We start from the raw sequence: 15,622 nt of genomic DNA on the forward strand, positions 1-15,622 counted from the left end.
CCGCCCGACAGACGCTAGGTCGCACCAGCCAGCACATTGTCGTCAGATCGAGACGTCCTGGAACGAACTCTCTTCATCGAACGGATGAACGTGATCGACGAGGCGGTCACGGCACCGCTTGCGATCAGGTCTACTAAATAGTGTCCTCCCACCGGTAATGTCGAAATGATCATGACGCTGTTGATCAGCAGGGCAGGCAAGAAAGTATAGAGTCGATCTCGCAAGGCGTAAGTCGTGACCAGGCCGAGAATCGTGTGACCGGAAGGAAAGGTCACCAGGCAGTTGATGTTGGGGGTGTCGAAATCGATCAGAGGCGGATGCGCGGATCGGAATTGCATGAGCAGCTTATGATGCCACATGCCGGCATCGGTGCCGAAATTGCCAAATGCGTCCAGTGCCGGTTGGTGCAGGGAGTAGGCACCCGCGGCCGGCAAGATCAACATTCCCGCAGCGGTGCCGATAGCCGTCAGGCACAGCATGGTCAGGAATTCCGCGAGTCTTTCCAGGCGCTTTGAAAGGCACAGCCAAAGCATAGTGGCGAACACGACACCGCCTGTATTTTGATAGGCGACGAGAAGGATGCGACTGATCAAGTCGTTGCTGTTGGCCAAAGCGACGAATGACTTCCAATCAAGGCCGAGACTTGCATCCAGTGCGGCAAGCCGCAGATCCTGCAACGGTAACGCAGCGCCAGCTGCGAGGCAGCAAAAGATGATGACGACGGCGGCCAATAGTGCGAAGGCGACCATCGCGACGGTGACCGTCCCCAGGCAATCTGCGACAAGCTTGAGCAGTCGCCCGATCGGATCGTTTTTGCCTTGGAGTCTTTGGGAGATCAGTTCGCACAGGAGTGCAGCAAACAGGCTGAACGAGATCACTCGCACGATTGCTATCCAGCTGGACGGAGCCAACCGAAGGTCCGTCATGGCTATCCATACCAGATCGACGATCGCCAGACCGATGATGACGGACCATGCCAGCTTCATGAGGCGGCTGGCTGTTGCTCCGCCTCGCGTCAGAAGCGCGACGTGAGCGATGATGGTGACCAGGAAGCGAATCGACGAGTTAAGGCTGTAGGCACCGCGTGCGTTCACCGCATCTGTCTCCGAAACAATCAGCAACAACTGAACATTCGAAGTAACAGCCGCTCGCTTATAGGTGGTATTATTTTGCGCGGCGCGGGTTCGCCTTTTGCCCTTCAGGGTTTCAAATGAGCGAGAAAATTAGCTTCAATTTGATCGAGTTGATGGCGCCTGAAACCGATCTGCGGGCCGGCCGCTGTATCATTCCCAACTGAACCGTGCAGCGGTGCAGGCACAATTGAAGCGAGGCGGAGATACGCCTCGTTTCACCCCGTTGCCGCCAGCACCAGCGCGCAGATCGCTGCGACAGCGCCGATCACGAATGTCGCGCCATAACCGAACACGCCCGCCGCATAGCCGACCGCGGGGGCGGTGAGGCCGATCGCCAGATCGAAGAAGGCGATGAAATTCGCCACGGCGCGGCCGCGCTGTTCGATGGGCACGCGGCGCGTGGCCTCGACGCCCATCGAGGGAAAGATCAGCGAGAAGCCGATGCCGGTGACGAGTGCGCCGAGCAGTGCGAGCATCGGACTCGTGGACAGCCAGATCAGCGCCTGGCCGAGCGCCTCGATCGCCAGCGATGTCATCGCGACGCGCGCGCCGCCGAACTGGTCGGGCAGGTGGCTGCCGACCAGGCGCACGACAATGAAGCCCGTCGAGAACGCCGCCAGCGCGATGCCGGCGCCGGACCAGCCACGCTCCGCATAGGTCAGTGCCAGAAACCCGGTGATCCCCGCGAAGGGAATGGTGGCGAGGAACAGCACCGTGCCGGAACGCCAGATCAGACCGATCACCTTGTAGAATGGTGTGCGTTCGGTGCTGCCTGACACAGGCACGTCGGGGATGGCGTAGGCGATCCCCAGCGCGATCAGTGGCGAGATGGCCGCCAGCACGCCGACGCCGGCAAAGCCGATCGAGGCATAGACCGCGAGGCCGATCGGTGCGCCCAATCCAATCGCCGAATACATGGCGATGCCCTGCCAGGACATCACGAGACCGGTGCGGTGCGGGCCGAGCCGTCCGATGCACCAGCTCATGGCGCCGGTGATGAACAGGCTTTCGCCGAAGCCGAGCGCGACGCGTCCGATCAGCAGCAGCGTGAGCTTGCCTTCGGCCGGCAGCGGCGCCACGGCCGCGAGCAGATAGAACAGGCCGGCCAGCGCCGACAGCGGCAGGCCGAGCCGGATCGCGTAGCGCGCGCCGTGATGGTCGCTCAGCGTGCCGGCGCGGTGCCGGGTAAGCACCGTCACCACCGACTGGAGGCCGATGGCGAGGCCGATCACACCGGCCGAGAAGCCGAGCTGATCATGCATGTAGAGTGAGATCGGCGGCAGCGGCAGGCCGACCGAGAGGAAGCCGAAAAAGACGATCAGCACCTGCTTGATCAGGCTCTTGCGGTCGTCACGGCTGAGCGGTGCAGGCTTGGACGCAGCTTTGAATTTTGGAGGAGCGTTCTGATTCATGTCGACGTGCTTTCGAGGCGGCCAGCCACGTTGGGGCTGTCCGGAGCTGAGCACGTTGAGTGACGTTAACGCTTACGGCGGGGAGATGCCCTGCAAGCGGCTGGTTACGGCGAAGCAGGTTCCTCTGTCAAGGTTGTACACTATGGGAAGCGCTGCCGTATGATCGCGCTTATGGTATGGCGCCCGAACATGCTGGTCGCTCTTCGTTCGACCGGTCGGTCGGTGCCACGCGCCGTCGTTGACAAAAGTCCGTTGGCGCGTTGCGGATAAATCTCCAGATGCATTGCAGTTGTCATCATCCTTTAGCGCTCGGGTAACGACTTGCCAGTAGCAACGCCGCCGTCCGGCAGCTAGACATGGCCGGTAGCGTCGATCTTCCGGAGCGGACATGAAATATCTGAGCTATGCCTATCGTTTCATCTCCAACTTTGCCTTCCTGGCGCTGGTCTATTTCAGCCTGAATTTCGTCGGCGCCTATCAGCAGCGCGCCATCGTGGCGGCGCTGGTGCTGGCCTATGCCGGCATGCGGGCGATCTCGGCGCTGCGCTCCTTCGTCTTCTTCAAGGCGATCGAGAAGCTCGAACTCGAAGCACGCCGGCTTGGTGGATTGGCCGGTGAAGGCCCTTCTGCCGTGTCGTCGCGCAAGGCTGTCGTGAAGGACGTGGTCGAGCAGCGCCAGGCCGGCGAGATGAAGTCCTATATCGACCTGCTGTTCCTCGGCATCATCGTGGTGCTGTGCATCGCCAAGATCGTCACCTGATCCCGTCGCGCTCAGTGCGGGGCGGCAACTGCCGTCGGATGCAGGCCCGGCGGAATGGCGCCGGGGATGGTGCGTTTGGCAGCGCTGGCATCGAGCGAGATCAGTTTCGCAATCGCATCTGAATCGCTGCCGCGGGCAGGCGCCGTCTGTTGTGCATGATGTGGTAGCTGCACGAGTGCCTTGATCGGCTTGCCGTGACGTTCGGCGAGCTCGAACAGGTCCTGTGCCGGTACCGGCAGCGAGGCACTGCTGGTCATCGCATGCAGCGCCGCGGCGCGCGGCCACGGAGCCTGTTCGGGCAATGGCACGGCATTGCGCGGCCGGCGCATGCGATCGAAATTCTCGGTCAGCGACAGCATCTGGTCGGAGGCCGAGATCGCCGGTGCGGGCAGCATGTCATCATGGGCGAAGGCGAATGTCGGCACCTTGTGCCAGCGCGTGACGGCCACGGTCTCCGACACCGGATGCAACTGCCACTGCTGCGGCTCGGTGGGCGTCTTCGGCTTGTCCGGCGTTGCCGCCTCGACATGGACGATGCGATAGCCGCCGGCCTGGAGGTCGCGCAGGATGCCGGGCAGGGCGGCGACGGTGCGCGGCTGGATGTCGTGCAGCAACAGGATGCCCTTGCCCTTGGCGGCGATGCGCGAGATCGCGAGGTCATGGACCTTCTGCGACGACACATGGCGCCAGTCGTCGGCGGGGAAATCGGCGCTCCAGGTCTGGATGCCGCGCGAGGCCAGATAGTCCTCGACGACGCTGGCGCGCAGCAGGCCGGGAATCCGGAAGAATGGCGACAGCAGCGCAGGATCGCCGAGCGCCGCCGTGGTGTTGGCGATGCCGTCCTCGATTTCCTGCTGCGCCTTCTCGATCGGCATGCGGTTCATGCTGAGCGGATGGTTCTGGCTGTGGGTGCCGACGGTGTGGCCGAGCGCGATCAGCTTGCGCACGCCTTCGGGATGTTCCTTCGCCATCCGGCCGATGATGAAGAACGTCGCCTTCACGCATTCGGAGGCCAGGATATCGAGGATCGCGTTCGAGTGTTTCGGGATCGGACCGTCGTCGAAGGTCAGCACGACCTCCTTGTCCTGGAGCGGCAGCGTCTCGGCATATTGCATGGTGCCGATCTTGGGGTGCTCGCGGGGATCGACCACGATGGTGCGCGAGGTGCCGAGCGCGCCGGGATTGCCCGGGCACGCCTCGGCCGACAAAGCGCTGGTGGTGGAGGCTGCGGCGGCGGTGAACAGGGTCAGGCCGGTGAGCAGGCTCAGGCACAGAAGGCGTCGTGCCCGGTCAGTCGTCGCCTTGTTCATTGGTCGATCCGTCACTCGCTTTGATGTCGGCTGCAAAGGTACCGGGGCGGCTGTGAACGCAATGTTAATCATGTCGGCCCGCCGACGGTATTTTCCGCATCCTGATGATCGCGCGTTCTACTGGGAACTGGAGCGGGCGGACCCTGCGGCCGGCGGCACGATATGCACGACGCGGTAGCGGTTCTCCCGGAGATAGCGCAGGAAATCGGGCAGCATCGCGGCAGTCTGCGCCTTGGTGTCGTGAAACAGGATGATTCCCCGCCCGGCGGCCTTCAGCCGGCCGGTAATCAGCTCCAGTTGCTGCTGCGGGGTCATGGGATTCCAGTCGCTGGCCCAGAAATCCGCGCCAAACACTGCGATCCGGCGGGATTGCAGCATGTCCAGCAGGGCCGGGGTCGACTCGAAATAGGGAAACCGGAAGAAGGGCGTGGTCGGCACGGTCGTCGCCTTGCCATTCAGCGCCATTTCGTCGGCGCTGATGCCGCGGTCGATCTGCTCGACGGCAGCCGCATTGCTGATCTTCTTGAGGTCGGCATGGGCGAGGGTGTGATGGCCGATGGTGTGGCCCTCGGCTGCCATGCGCTTCACCAGCGCCGCATTGGCCGTCGCGCTGTTGCCGATCAGGAAGAAGGTCGCGCGAACACATTCGCGCGACAGCGCCGTGAGAATCTTCGTCGTGGTCGGCGCATTCGGGCCATCGTCGAAGGTCAGCACAACCTCGCGATCTTCCAGCGGCAGCGTATCCGGAAAGCTCTGGGTGCCGACGCGTGGATAGGTCTTCGGATCCACGGTGAGAATGCGCGCGGTGCCGAGCGTATCCTTGCGCGGGCAGTCTTCGGCATGTGCGACGACGGTCGATGCAATCAAGGCAAGAATGGCGGCCTTCAACACGATCACGACACTTTCCCGGCCGCTGATTTCGCGCACCGCATTTTTCCGATTGCATCAGGCATTGCGCATTGGGTAATGCCTGATGCGAGCTTCCGTTCACAGATGGATTAGCGCATTTCCGACAGGATAGCGCTAGCTCCGTCACCCCCCAAACAAGCAGGCGAGGTGCGGCATGGCCGATGACGTCGATCTCGCCCAATCGGTCGCTCCCGAGGAATTGTCGGCGCTCGACAAGATGCCGATGCGCAACGATGACGGCGACATTCGCCCGGAATTTGTCGAGGCGATCTCGCACGCGGTTCAGGTTGCCGATACCGCATTCCTCAAGGAGATCGTCGGCGAGCTCCACGAGGCCGATCTCGGCGACCTGATCGAGGCGCTCGATGCCGACGAGCGCGCGCCGCTGATCGAGCTGACCGGCGCCGATTTCGACTTCTCGGCGCTCAACGAAGTCGACGATGCCGTCCGCGAGGAACTGCTCGAGGAGCTGGAACCGGAAACCGTCGCCGAGGGTGTCCGCGAGCTCGATTCCGACGATGCCGTCGAACTGCTGGAAGGCGTCGACGAGGAGGTCCAGGACGAGATTCTCGAGAAGCTGCCGCTGTCCGAGCGCGTGGCGCTGGAGCGCAGCCTCACTTACCCGGAAAACTCCGCCGGCCGGCGGATGCAGACCGAGTTCATTGCGGTCCCGCCGGACTGGAATGTCGGTCAGGTCATCGACTATATGCGCGAAACGCCGGACCTGCCGGACCGGTTCTACGAGATCTATTCCGTCGGCGCCGATCAGCGCTGGCAGGGCGCAGTGTCGCTGGACGCACTGCTGCGCGCGCGCCGTCCGGTGCTGCTGGCTGATCTGATCGATGAGGACCGCCGCCGCGTCTCGGTGTTGGACGATCAGGAGGAAGTGGCGCGGATGTTCGGCAAGTACAATCTTGTCGCGGCGCCTGTGGTCGACACCGACGATCGCCTCGTCGGCGTCATCACCATCGACGACGTCGTCGACGTCATCGAGGAGGAGGCAGACGAAGACCTCAAGGCGCTCGGCGGCGTCACGTCGGACGAAGAACTGTCGGACAATTTCTGGACCATCGCCAAGGGCCGCTTTACTTGGCTGCTGATCAATCTCGCCACGGCCTTCATCGCGTCGTCGGTGCTGGGCCTGTTCGAGGACCAGCTGCAGCAGATGGTGGCGCTAGCTGTGCTGGCGCCCATTGTCGCCAGTCAGGGCGGCAATGCCGCAACCCAGACCATGACGGTTGCGGTGCGCGCATTGGCGACGCGGCAGCTCAACCCCAACAACGCCATGCGCATCGTGATCCGCGAAGGCCTTGTCGGCCTGATCAACGGACTGGCCTTTGCCGTGATCACCGGCATCGCCGCCTATGCCTGGTTCAGGACGCCCGGTCTCGGCATCGTCATCGGCCTTGCAATGATCTGCAATCTGATCGCCGGCGCACTCGGTGGCATCCTGATCCCGATGGTGCTCGAACGCGTCAAGGCCGACCCGGCCGTCGCCTCCGGTACCTTCGTGACCACGGTGACCGACGTGGTCGGCTTCTTCGCCTTCCTCGGCATTGCCACGCTGTGGTTCGGATTAAAGTAAATCCGGGAACGACAAAGGAGGCAGGCAGGTGTCGAAAATCGTCTATACCGATCGCTATGTCGCTTTCGTCGATATCCTGGGCTTCAGCGAGATCGTTCGTGAATCAGCGGTGATGATCAGGAGTGAAGCCTCCTATTCGATAGCAAACCACGTCCCGCCTTTGGTTCTCGATGATAAAGTCAAAGGCTGATCGTGCAGCTTCCGCTTCGGCGTCCTCGACGCTTTCAATTTGACGCGTAACATAAGTAGTGAGGCCGTTCGCGGTAACTCGTTGAATCAGGCGTGCCATGGGTCTCTCCCTGTTGCGCCTCATCCAATGACTGGCTTCATTCGAAGTCCAGGGAAAGATTCAGCCGACTCCCTGATGATCCCTCATGAGAAATCCTGCGTCACGGAGTTGTGATTGTTTGTTCGGAAGTGCGGAAGAGTTTTATGGCGCCCAAGAGCCGATGTCGTTCCAATGCTCATTTATGATCGAGATGCGCTGGCCATTGTTGTCAGCCAGTGTAGCGGCAGCAAGTACATCCTGCATGAGATCTGTGCCACCTGCATTGTTCAGGATATTTCCGAGATGGCGAATTGCGAGTAGGCAGGCACCTTCGACGGGGTGATCCAAAATGACGTCGGTTAGATGCTCTTCGTGGCTTTCGACTCTCTCTTCGAAAATTTGGGCCGCCGTGATAGCCTTCCACCGCACCGGATCGTTCTTGCGCTTCTGTCTTTCATCAACGATCGCATGGGTGAGGGTGCTCAGTGCAAGCGCGTAGTCTGCCTGTTTCATCTCGTCCATCGTTCTATCCCATTCCAAGAACGTCTGCGGGGTTTTCCGCACTCTTAGGCGTTCCTGCCATTGAGCTATGCTATTTCGGCTCTGAACCTTGTTAGGCAATCAGCGACATATTGAACAATGCTTGATTACTGCATGGAAGGGCGAACATGAATTCGATCGGATCGGTGATCGGCAGGGGACTGCTTGTGGCTGGTTTGCTGATATCGGCGGGACCGGCGCTGGCGGCGGGGAGCGATGACGGCTTCGCAGCGTTCTGGACGCAATTCAATGCTGCCGTCGGCAAGAGCGACCAGAAGGCTGTATCGCAGATGGTCAAATATCCGATCCTTTACCACGATCTACGACAAGCGGCTGATTTCCCTGTGATCTGGAAGGGTGCTTTCAAACCGGCGCAGCGGAAGTGTCTTGCCAAGCAGAAGCCCGTGATGGACACCCACGAGGGTAAGGTCAGTTATTCGGCTTTCTGCGGATCGCTCATCTACAGTTTCGCCAAGGATGATGCCGGCTGGAAAATGACGGACTTTGCCGAAAACGATTGATCGACTAGCAATGTGTCGCATTTTCATTCCATGATCGCCGGGGCGGGTGGCGCGCTCAATTCTGGATATTCCGGCATTTTGCGTCGATAGACCCGCCGCCGTTTGTTGCCGTCATCGTTACCTTGCTGAGGTCCTCTGCGAAGACCAGCCGGTAACGAGTGTCTTCTCCACCCCAGACGCGGATGCCGCCCACATAGGTGGCTCCAAGGATCGTGTCGGCGACGAAACGACCGCCGAGCATGACCCCAATCCTGCCGTTCCTGATCAGGACACCGCCGTCGCAGTCATCTGCTGTCACTCCAAAAGCGTTGAACCTGCTCACGCGCTGGTTTAGCCGGGCTCGTGTTCACTCTAACCACTCAGTCACTATTTCATGCGACATGGCTCGGCAGTATCGGAGGCAGAGTGTTGTTTATGGTTACGAAGGGGTTCGTTGCTACTGCATTGGCGATAGTGCTTTGTATGCCGTCGATGTCTCTTGCAGACAGCAGGAATGGGGAGCGGATTTTTTTAAGCCGTTGCGCAATGTGCCACGGAAACGACGTTAAGGGCACAGGGCCTTTGGCTGATAAAAGCAATCCGCCCGCACCCAATCTCACGACACCCGAGTTCAAGAAGCGTCTGCTTGATTATCCCGGCGTCATTGTATCATCCGTGATACTCCGTCCCAACGGCGATCTTATTCCAAGGACCTTGCGGGAAAACGGCGTCAAATTGCCTCCGTTCGCATGGACGGTGAAGGACTTTCGCGATCTGAATGAGTATCTGACTGACAAGATCGCTAGGACCAAATGATCAAGGTGTCGCGCAATTCCTGATGACTCGTCGCTGATGGGGGCTGAACCCGAGATGGGAACGCTGTTGTCGGATGCATGAGGGGCTGCTTCGACAGCGCAACGAATTCCTCGTCCCCGCGCCTTCTCGCCATGACGGCACGGAACATTCACCGCTCTTTAACGGTAATAGTCGACCATTGCGCGCGATGAGGTCGAACATGCGCTTGCGGTTGAAGGCTGACGGACGGATCGTCGAATTGCGGGACGGGCACGAGGTGCCGCTGGTTCCCGATATGCCTATCGTGCCGGAGCCGGTCGCGGTGCGACCCGGCGAAGCAGAAGTTCGCGATCTGCGCCGCCGTGCGCAGCTGACCCAGATGGAATTTGCCGCGCGTCTTGGCGTTCCCGTCGAGACGATCCGCAATTGGGAGCAGGGCAAGCGCATGCCGCGCGGTCCGGCCCGTGCCTTGCTGGCGGTGATCGCACACGCACCGGAGACGGTGTTCGCGGCGCTCGCGCCGGTTGCCGCGGACGCCTGAACGATCACTGTGGATTATCGCCTGTGCTGACGCGCCGGCGATGTCCGGGAAAAGCTTGTCGGCGTTCGTATCGTTCCTCCGTCAGAGGAGAAGATGATGCAGTTCGTGGAAGCAAACGGCGCCCGTATCCCGGCCATTGGCCTCGGGACATGGGAACTGCGCGGCCGCGCTTGTGCACGCACCGTCGAGCAGGCGATCAGGCTCGGTTATCGCCACATCGACACCGCACAGGTCTATGAGAACGAGCGCGATGTCGGCGAGGGCATCCACGCGTCGCACATTCGCCGTGACGAGATGTTCGTGACGACCAAGGTCTGGACCACGCATTTCGCGCCTCACAATCTCGAACGCTCCGTGAAGGAGAGCCTGACCAGGCTGCGGATGACCGAGGTCGATCTGCTCTTGCTGCACTGGCCGAATCCGCAGGTGCCGCTGGAGGAAACGCTCGGCGCACTGGCGCATGCCAGGCAGATGGGCCTGACCAGACATATCGGCCTGTCGAATTTCACCGTGGCGCTAATCGAACAGGCGGTGGCCGCATGTCCCGCGCCGCTGGTCTGCGATCAGGTCGAATACCATCCCTATCTCGACCAGGCGAAGGTGCAGGGCGCCTGCCGGCAGAATGGTCTGGCCATGGTCGCCTACAGCCCCATCGCCCAGGGCAATGTCCGCGGCGATGAAACGCTTGCCGAGATCGGCAAGGCACATGGCAAGAGCGCAGCACAGGTCTGCCTGCGCTGGCTGGTCCAACAGGGCGCGGTGGCGATCCCGCGCACCTCCAAGGTCGAGCGTCTGTCGGAGAATATCGACGTGTTCGATTTCATGCTGTCCGAAAACGAGATGTCCCGGATTTCGCATCTGGCGCATCCGAAGGGGCGGCTGACCGACTACGGCTTCGCGCCGAAATGGGATTGATCCATCAAGCCAGCCGGCATTTGCCGCATTGATCTTGTAGGCAGGATGGCTCATGCAGTGACACCGTCTGGCAAGCCAAGGGCCTCATGTTTTTCACGTTCTCCAAGATGCTTGGCTTCTTCACGGAGCCGTCCAATGCGATCGCCATCATCTGCGTGATCGGCATTGTGCTGGTGCTCTTGCAGCGCCAGCGTGTCGGAACATTGCTGGTGACCTTTGGCATCCTGTTGCTGCTGCTGTTCGGCTATTCGCCTGTTGGCAATGTGCTGATGCTGTCGTTGACCGAGCGTTTTCCGAAATGGCAGGACGATGGCCGTGCACCCGATGGCATCATCGTGCTCGGTGGCGCTATCGATTCGGATTCGTCCGCGGCACGCGGCTCGCTGGAGATCAATTCGGCCGGCGAGCGGATAACGGCGATGCTGGAGCTGGCGCGCCGCTATCCGCAGGCGCGCATCCTCTTCACCGGCGGCGCCGGCAGCCTGATTGAAAAGTCGCTGTCCGAAGCGCCCGTTGCCGGCGAGCTGCTGCAGCGTTTCGGCGTGGCCCCGGAACGCGTCACGCTCGAAACCGCTTCCCGCACCACCGACGAAAATGCCGCCTTCACCGCAGGCCTGGTGTCGCCGAAGCCCGGCGAGCGCTGGTTGCTGGTGACGTCGGCCTGGCATATGCCGCGCGCGATCGGCGCGTTCCGCAGGGTCGGCTTCGATGTCGAAGCCTATCCGGTGGACTGGCGCACGCGCGGCTGGATCGATGCCACCGAGACCTTCGATTCCGTCAGCGCCGGCCTTGGCCGGAGCGACATCGCGGTTCACGAATGGGTCGGGCTGATCACCTATTGGCTCGCGGGCCGCAGCAGCGAGTTGCTGCCGGGGCCGAAGAAGCGGTGATGCGTCACTCCGCCTTCGGCAACCCCAGCCGATACACGCCGCGGAAGTCGTTGGGATCTTCGACCGGCTTGCCCTTGCGATAGATCACGAGGCGGCCGTCCAAAGCGAGTGCCACGGCGGCGCGGCGGATCGGCATCAGGAGCGCATGCCAGTCGCCCTCGGGTTCGATCACATGCGCGATCTCAGGCGGGCTCAGCGTGCCCGCGCCGTTACGGGTGAGCGCGTCGAGGATCGCCTCGTCGAGCGGCAGGGGCTTGGGCTTCGGGGCCAGCTTGGCGGCTGACGGCTTCGGGGTCTTCGGAGGGGATTTGGCCATGCACTGCCATGACCCATCGTACCGCATGACGCAAGCTGTGGCTTGGCGGACATGGCGCGGGGGAGGGCACGACGCTATGATCGGGCCAGTCGGCGTATAGAAGTCTCATTAGCCCCATGGAACCAAGGCACCTCATCCGCGCAGCGATTGCCGTCTCGGTGGTCGGCCACCTCGCTTTGGCGGCCGGCGTCTATTTCGCCGATGCGCGTCCGATGGAGCAGCATGAGGAGAGCGTTGCCGTCGATCTGGTGACGCCGCAGCAGCTCGCAGAAGCCGAAAAGAAGGCCGAGGAGACGCCGCCGGAGCCTGAGAAAAAGCCAGAGAAGAAGCCTGAGCCGGAATTTCGGCTGCCTGATTTGACCAACAAGCCGACCCTGGAAGAGCAGAAGACCCAGGCGGTCGCCGCCAAACCGCAGTCGTCGGCGCAAAACACCCCGCCGCAGCCGCAAAAGACGTCGCCGCAGCAACCCGCACCGTCACCGCAGCAACAGGCCGCCCAGCAACCGCCGCCGCCTCAGCAGCCAGCCCAGCAACAGCCGCAGGCCACACCCGCAACGCCACCTCCGCCGGCTGCGCAGCCGCCGTTGCAGCAGCAGGCTGCGCTGCAGGCTCAGCCGCCGGCGCCGCAACCGGGCCCACAGCAGGTGCCGCCGCAGCCCGAGGCCGATATCACCGTGAAATACGGCGTCATGCTGGGCTTGCCTGAAGGCTTCGGCGGCGGCGCATCGGAGCAGGCGGACCTGTCCAAGCTCGACATCGCCGCTTTTCGGCGGCATCTCAAAACCTGTTCGAAATTGCCCACCACCGTCGCGCGCGGCGATGACGCCAAGGTCAAGCTGCGCGCCGTGTTCTCGCCGGATGGCCGGCTGGTCGCGGAGCCCACGGTGATCGAGGTGCGGCGGCCGGCCAAGGCCGCGCTCTTGATGCAGGCGGCCAAGCAGGCGCTGGAAGCCTGCCAGCCTTATGCGATGCTGCCAGCCGACAAATACGACGAGTGGAAAGTTCTCGATCTCGATTTTACGCCGCAGGATTTCGCGGGGTAACCCTGATATCCACATCTGGCGCCATGGCCTGCCAGGCATTGGAGGCGAATTGCCGGCGCCAGGTCACGATCACCACGGCTGCCGTCGAAACCAGAAACACCCAAGGGCTGACGAACCAGCCAAGATAGCCGAGCGCGAAGAAGAAGGCGCGCTGCCCGCGGTTGAAGTGCCGGGCCGCCGCGCCAAACATCCGCGTCGTGCGCACCACATGCGCTTCGGCCTCCGGCGTGTCGCGCTTCGAGGCCAGCGGCATCGCGCCGATCAGGATCGCCACGTAGTTGAACAGCCGGTATGACCAGGCGAATTTGAAGAACGCATAGACGAAAATCAGAATCAGCCCGAAGCACTTGATCTCCCACATGCCGGGCGTGGTGTTGAAGCCGAGCGGCAGGTTCTGCATCATCGGCATCACTTCATTGGTGGCGCGCAGCAGCGCCAGCGAGCCGCCGATGGCGATCAGCGTGGTCGATGCAAACCACGCGGTACCGTTCTGCAGCGAGGTCATGATGTGGGTATCGACGATGCGCGCCTCGCGCTCCAGCAGGCGGCGCATCCAGACCTCACGATAGGCGTGCATGCGTGCCGACAGGCTGTCGCGGCCGTATTTGGTGTGCTCCAGCGTGATCGCATAGGTCGTCCACTCCAGGATGAAGAAGCCCAGCGCGAAGACGTCGACCCAGGAATAGTTGATCATGAAGCACCTATTGTATCAGTTGGCACTTCTGACACGCATGCCGTGATGCAGCAACAAGCCTGTGTACGCGGCTTGCTTGCAGAGGCGTATGCGTGGCAATTTACCGGTGTCGCAAGGAGTGGTTGATGTCGCTGTCGCTGGTGATCGGTAACAAGAATTATTCGTCCTGGTCGATGCGGCCATGGGTTGCGCTGAAGGCTGCCGGCATCCCCTTCGAGGAGGTGTTTGTCCCGCTCTATACGGATGCCGCCGACAAGCAGCGCATTCTCGATGTGACCCCGTCCGGCAAGGTGCCCGCGCTGGTCGATGGCGAGATCACGGTGTGGGATTCGCTGGCGATCATCGAATATGCCGCCGAGCGCTTTCCGGATGCAAAGCTGTGGCCGGAAGACCGGGCCGCGCGCGCCCATGCGCGTTCGGTGTCCGCCGAGATGCATTCCGGCTTCATGCCGCTGCGCAACGAATGCGGCATGAACCTGCACCGGCCGGTCCGCGCGAAGGCGCTGTCCGACGATGCCAAGGCCAATATCCGGCGCATCCAGCAGATCTGGGCCGATTGCCGTGCGCGTTACGGCAAATATGGACCGTATCTGTTCGGCGCCTTCAGCGGCGCGGACGCCATGTATGCACCGGTGGTGCACCGGTTCCTGACCTACGAGATCGATGTCACGCCGGAAGCCCGTGCGTATATGGATGTGATGCAGGCGCTGCCGGCGTTCCGGCAATGGACCGACGAGGGCCTCGCCGAAACCATCGTCATCCCGCGCTTCGAGGATGACTAAAGCGTTTTCGAGCGAAATGGCCACCGGATCGCGTCAAGAAACGCGTCAAAATAAAAGGATAGGGCCAAGGTTCTGATTTCGTCAGAATCCAGGCCCGCGCCGCCACGATTTCGTCATGACCGGGGCCGTGCCATAACAACCGCATATTGCGGGTTCATGGCAGCCGGACTTTCTTCGGAAGCATTTTCTTCGGAAAAAATATGGCTTCCACACATGCGGGGACGACTCGATGAACGGGGTATGGGCGAATTCGCTCGATCAAATCTGGCGCGCGCCGACGCTTCCGATGTGGCTCGCGCTGGCTGCCTCCGTCTTCTTCGCCCTGATCGTGCTGGCGACGCTGCTGCGCGCCGAGAAGTCCGTCGCCAACGGCGCGCTGACCGTGATCACGCTGCTGGCGATCGGCGTTGCTGCTGCGGCGACGCTGCGCAAATCCGAAAGCGCAGGGCAGGACGCCTCGCACGCCGCCGTTGCGGCGCCTCAGGTGAATGCCTCGCTGCCGGCGCTGTCCTGTCTCGACGATCTTGCCGGCGACATGGTGCTCGCGGGCTGCGAGAAGGTGCTGTTTGGCTCGGCGGATTCAGTGGCGGCTGCCGTATCGGCCTCGGCTGCGCAGATCAATCGTTTGACGTCGTATGGCGATGTCGCCGCAGCGAATAAATCCATGACGCCTGAACTGGCCGGGCTGCGCCGCGCCATCGAGCGCGATCGCTACGGTCTGATTGCCTATGTGCTGCAATCGCGCGATCGCTGCATGCCGGAGAGCTGCGCTGCCTATGCCGCGTTGACCGATCACAAGCGGATTGCCGCGAATATGGAAGAGCGCACTTATGAGGGTCTCGTGACGCGCTATGCGCCCGGCTGGAACGCGCCGCCTGCGGCTGCAGCCGCTGCGACGGGCGCGCTGGCCGGATTGCCGGCGTCGGTTCCGACCGGCAAGCCGACCACGGCCGATTTCCCGTCCTCGTCCTCGATTCCGCCGATCTCGATCATGACCGAAACGCCCGTGAAGCCACCGGCGGCCGCCAATGCGCAGGCGCCTGCACCGCGCGCCGCGACGGCAACGCCGCCACCTGCTGCCGCGAAGAAGCAACCCGCACCGAAGACCGCCGCTCGTCCACAGGCGCCTGCCGCCCCAGCGCCCGTGCAGCTTGCACCGGAGGCTCCGCCGGCCGATAACTGAGCGGTGGATACGCCTTGTAAAACCGCGTCGCACTGCCGATTTCTGA

The 15,622-nt window shown here is 62.1% G+C and carries 19 protein-coding genes; 11 read left to right on the top strand and 8 right to left on the bottom strand.

Going from position 1 to position 15,622, the window contains the following annotated elements; all coding sequences use genetic code 11:
- Positions 1 to 14: 14 nt before the first annotated feature.
- Positions 15 to 1,124 carry a phosphatase PAP2 family protein gene (locus SFY93_RS16675; RefSeq protein WP_320443904.1) on the bottom strand — a complete coding sequence of 370 codons (1,110 nt, stop codon included), beginning with the start codon at positions 1,122 to 1,124 and terminating at the stop codon, positions 15 to 17.
- A gap of 224 nt (positions 1,125 to 1,348) precedes the next feature.
- Positions 1,349 to 2,545: an MFS transporter gene (locus SFY93_RS16680; RefSeq protein ID WP_320443905.1), complete on the bottom strand. Its 1,197-nt coding sequence runs from the start codon at positions 2,543 to 2,545 to the stop codon at positions 1,349 to 1,351.
- 388 nt (positions 2,546 to 2,933) lie between these two features.
- Here SFY93_RS16680 and SFY93_RS16685 point away from each other — a divergent pair, with 388 nt between their 5' ends.
- A complete protein-coding gene (locus tag SFY93_RS16685; protein ID WP_320443906.1) occupies positions 2,934 to 3,305 on the top strand; it encodes a hypothetical protein in 372 nt (123 codons plus the stop codon).
- Between the two features lie 11 nt (positions 3,306 to 3,316).
- Here the strand turns inward: SFY93_RS16685 and SFY93_RS16690 are convergent, their stop codons facing one another.
- Both SFY93_RS16690 and SFY93_RS16695 read right to left on the bottom strand, forming a co-directional pair.
- Positions 3,317 to 4,615 carry a polysaccharide deacetylase family protein gene (locus tag SFY93_RS16690; protein WP_320443907.1) on the bottom strand — a complete coding sequence of 433 codons (1,299 nt, stop codon included), beginning with the start codon at positions 4,613 to 4,615 and terminating at the stop codon, positions 3,317 to 3,319.
- A gap of 117 nt (positions 4,616 to 4,732) precedes the next feature.
- Positions 4,733 to 5,542 carry a polysaccharide deacetylase family protein gene (locus SFY93_RS16695; RefSeq protein ID WP_320443908.1) on the bottom strand — a complete coding sequence of 270 codons (810 nt, stop codon included), beginning with the start codon at positions 5,540 to 5,542 and terminating at the stop codon, positions 4,733 to 4,735.
- Positions 5,543 to 5,678: 136 nt separating this feature from the next.
- On the opposite strand from SFY93_RS16695, the gene mgtE reads away from it, so the two are divergent.
- Entirely contained in the window at positions 5,679 to 7,109 is a 1,431-nt protein-coding gene (gene mgtE, locus SFY93_RS16700) for a magnesium transporter (RefSeq protein ID WP_320443909.1), read from the top strand.
- A 28-nt stretch (positions 7,110 to 7,137) separates the two neighbouring features.
- Positions 7,138 to 7,299 carry a hypothetical protein gene (locus SFY93_RS16705; RefSeq protein ID WP_320443910.1) on the top strand — a complete coding sequence of 54 codons (162 nt, stop codon included), beginning with the start codon at positions 7,138 to 7,140 and terminating at the stop codon, positions 7,297 to 7,299.
- Positions 7,300 to 7,539: 240 nt separating this feature from the next.
- Here SFY93_RS16705 and SFY93_RS16710 read toward each other — a convergent pair whose 3' ends face one another.
- Entirely contained in the window at positions 7,540 to 7,899 is a 360-nt protein-coding gene (locus SFY93_RS16710) for a hypothetical protein (protein WP_320443911.1), read from the bottom strand.
- 146 nt (positions 7,900 to 8,045) lie between these two features.
- Between SFY93_RS16710 and SFY93_RS16715 the strand changes: the two genes are divergently transcribed.
- Positions 8,046 to 8,438 carry a hypothetical protein gene (locus tag SFY93_RS16715; RefSeq protein ID WP_320443912.1) on the top strand — a complete coding sequence of 131 codons (393 nt, stop codon included), beginning with the start codon at positions 8,046 to 8,048 and terminating at the stop codon, positions 8,436 to 8,438.
- Positions 8,439 to 8,493: 55 nt separating this feature from the next.
- Here the strand turns inward: SFY93_RS16715 and SFY93_RS16720 are convergent, their stop codons facing one another.
- Positions 8,494 to 8,679 (bottom strand): hypothetical protein, encoded by a 186-nt coding sequence (locus SFY93_RS16720; protein WP_320443913.1) that lies wholly within the window; start codon positions 8,677 to 8,679, stop codon positions 8,494 to 8,496.
- Positions 8,680 to 8,909: 230 nt separating this feature from the next.
- Between SFY93_RS16720 and SFY93_RS29680 the strand changes: the two genes are divergently transcribed.
- From SFY93_RS29680 to SFY93_RS16735, 4 genes are all read left to right on the top strand, one after another.
- Complete coding sequence (locus SFY93_RS29680) at positions 8,910 to 9,233, top strand: c-type cytochrome (protein ID WP_414717149.1); 324 nt, start codon at positions 8,910 to 8,912, stop codon at positions 9,231 to 9,233.
- 199 nt (positions 9,234 to 9,432) lie between these two features.
- Complete coding sequence (locus SFY93_RS16725) at positions 9,433 to 9,753, top strand: type II toxin-antitoxin system RelB family anti-toxin transcriptional regulator (RefSeq protein ID WP_320443914.1); 321 nt, start codon at positions 9,433 to 9,435, stop codon at positions 9,751 to 9,753.
- A gap of 96 nt (positions 9,754 to 9,849) precedes the next feature.
- Positions 9,850 to 10,668: an aldo/keto reductase gene (locus tag SFY93_RS16730; RefSeq protein ID WP_184515928.1), complete on the top strand. Its 819-nt coding sequence runs from the start codon at positions 9,850 to 9,852 to the stop codon at positions 10,666 to 10,668.
- A gap of 86 nt (positions 10,669 to 10,754) precedes the next feature.
- Positions 10,755 to 11,558: a YdcF family protein gene (locus tag SFY93_RS16735; protein ID WP_320443915.1), complete on the top strand. Its 804-nt coding sequence runs from the start codon at positions 10,755 to 10,757 to the stop codon at positions 11,556 to 11,558.
- Positions 11,559 to 11,562: 4 nt separating this feature from the next.
- Here the strand turns inward: SFY93_RS16735 and SFY93_RS16740 are convergent, their stop codons facing one another.
- Positions 11,563 to 11,874 carry a DUF3253 domain-containing protein gene (locus SFY93_RS16740; RefSeq protein ID WP_320443916.1) on the bottom strand — a complete coding sequence of 104 codons (312 nt, stop codon included), beginning with the start codon at positions 11,872 to 11,874 and terminating at the stop codon, positions 11,563 to 11,565.
- A 116-nt stretch (positions 11,875 to 11,990) separates the two neighbouring features.
- On the opposite strand from SFY93_RS16740, the gene SFY93_RS16745 reads away from it, so the two are divergent.
- Positions 11,991 to 12,917 (top strand): cell envelope integrity protein TolA, encoded by a 927-nt coding sequence (locus tag SFY93_RS16745; protein WP_320443917.1) that lies wholly within the window; start codon positions 11,991 to 11,993, stop codon positions 12,915 to 12,917.
- On the opposite strand, the gene SFY93_RS16750 is transcribed toward SFY93_RS16745, so the two are convergent.
- Complete coding sequence (locus SFY93_RS16750; RefSeq protein WP_320447790.1) at positions 12,892 to 13,608, bottom strand: DUF599 domain-containing protein; 717 nt, start codon at positions 13,606 to 13,608, stop codon at positions 12,892 to 12,894. The genes SFY93_RS16745 and SFY93_RS16750 overlap by 26 nt on opposite strands.
- Positions 13,609 to 13,736: 128 nt before the next feature.
- Here SFY93_RS16750 and SFY93_RS16755 point away from each other — a divergent pair, with 128 nt between their 5' ends.
- Together SFY93_RS16755 and SFY93_RS16760 are read left to right on the top strand one after the other, a co-directional pair.
- Positions 13,737 to 14,393, top strand: coding sequence for a glutathione S-transferase family protein (locus SFY93_RS16755; protein WP_320443918.1), 657 nt, complete (start codon positions 13,737 to 13,739; stop codon positions 14,391 to 14,393).
- 229 nt (positions 14,394 to 14,622) lie between these two features.
- Positions 14,623 to 15,576, top strand: a complete 954-nt coding sequence (locus SFY93_RS16760) for a hypothetical protein (protein ID WP_320443919.1) — start codon at positions 14,623 to 14,625, stop codon at positions 15,574 to 15,576.
- Positions 15,577 to 15,622 lie beyond the last annotated feature (46 nt).

Origin of the sequence: Tardiphaga sp. 42S5 (assembly GCF_034044155.1) — a bacterium.
GTDB classification, from domain to species: Bacteria; Pseudomonadota; Alphaproteobacteria; order Rhizobiales; family Xanthobacteraceae; genus Tardiphaga; species Tardiphaga robiniae.

Excerpts from the sequence above, each read along its gene's own strand:
- SFY93_RS16725 (WP_320443914.1), top strand. The coding sequence starts at position 9,433 with ATGCGCTTGCGGTTGAAGGCTGACGGACGGATCGTCGAATTGCGGGAC.
- mgtE (WP_320443909.1), top strand. The coding sequence starts at position 5,679 with ATGGCCGATGACGTCGATCTCGCCCAATCGGTCGCTCCCGAGGAATTG.
- SFY93_RS16680 (WP_320443905.1), bottom strand. The coding sequence starts at position 2,545 with ATGAATCAGAACGCTCCTCCAAAATTCAAAGCTGCGTCCAAGCCTGCA.
- SFY93_RS16735 (WP_320443915.1), top strand. The coding sequence starts at position 10,755 with ATGTTTTTCACGTTCTCCAAGATGCTTGGCTTCTTCACGGAGCCGTCC.
- SFY93_RS29680 (WP_414717149.1), top strand. The coding sequence starts at position 8,910 with ATGTCTCTTGCAGACAGCAGGAATGGGGAGCGGATTTTTTTAAGCCGT.
- SFY93_RS16690 (WP_320443907.1), bottom strand. The coding sequence starts at position 4,615 with ATGAACAAGGCGACGACTGACCGGGCACGACGCCTTCTGTGCCTGAGC.
- SFY93_RS16740 (WP_320443916.1), bottom strand. The coding sequence starts at position 11,874 with ATGGCCAAATCCCCTCCGAAGACCCCGAAGCCGTCAGCCGCCAAGCTG.
- SFY93_RS16755 (WP_320443918.1), top strand. The coding sequence starts at position 13,737 with ATGTCGCTGTCGCTGGTGATCGGTAACAAGAATTATTCGTCCTGGTCG.
- SFY93_RS16710 (WP_320443911.1), bottom strand. The coding sequence starts at position 7,899 with ATGGACGAGATGAAACAGGCAGACTACGCGCTTGCACTGAGCACCCTC.
- SFY93_RS16745 (WP_320443917.1), top strand. The coding sequence starts at position 11,991 with ATGGAACCAAGGCACCTCATCCGCGCAGCGATTGCCGTCTCGGTGGTC.
- SFY93_RS16720 (WP_320443913.1), bottom strand. The coding sequence starts at position 8,679 with ATGCTCGGCGGTCGTTTCGTCGCCGACACGATCCTTGGAGCCACCTAT.
- SFY93_RS16685 (WP_320443906.1), top strand. The coding sequence starts at position 2,934 with ATGAAATATCTGAGCTATGCCTATCGTTTCATCTCCAACTTTGCCTTC.
- SFY93_RS16760 (WP_320443919.1), top strand. The coding sequence starts at position 14,623 with ATGAACGGGGTATGGGCGAATTCGCTCGATCAAATCTGGCGCGCGCCG.
- SFY93_RS16715 (WP_320443912.1), top strand. The coding sequence starts at position 8,046 with ATGAATTCGATCGGATCGGTGATCGGCAGGGGACTGCTTGTGGCTGGT.
- SFY93_RS16730 (WP_184515928.1), top strand. The coding sequence starts at position 9,850 with ATGCAGTTCGTGGAAGCAAACGGCGCCCGTATCCCGGCCATTGGCCTC.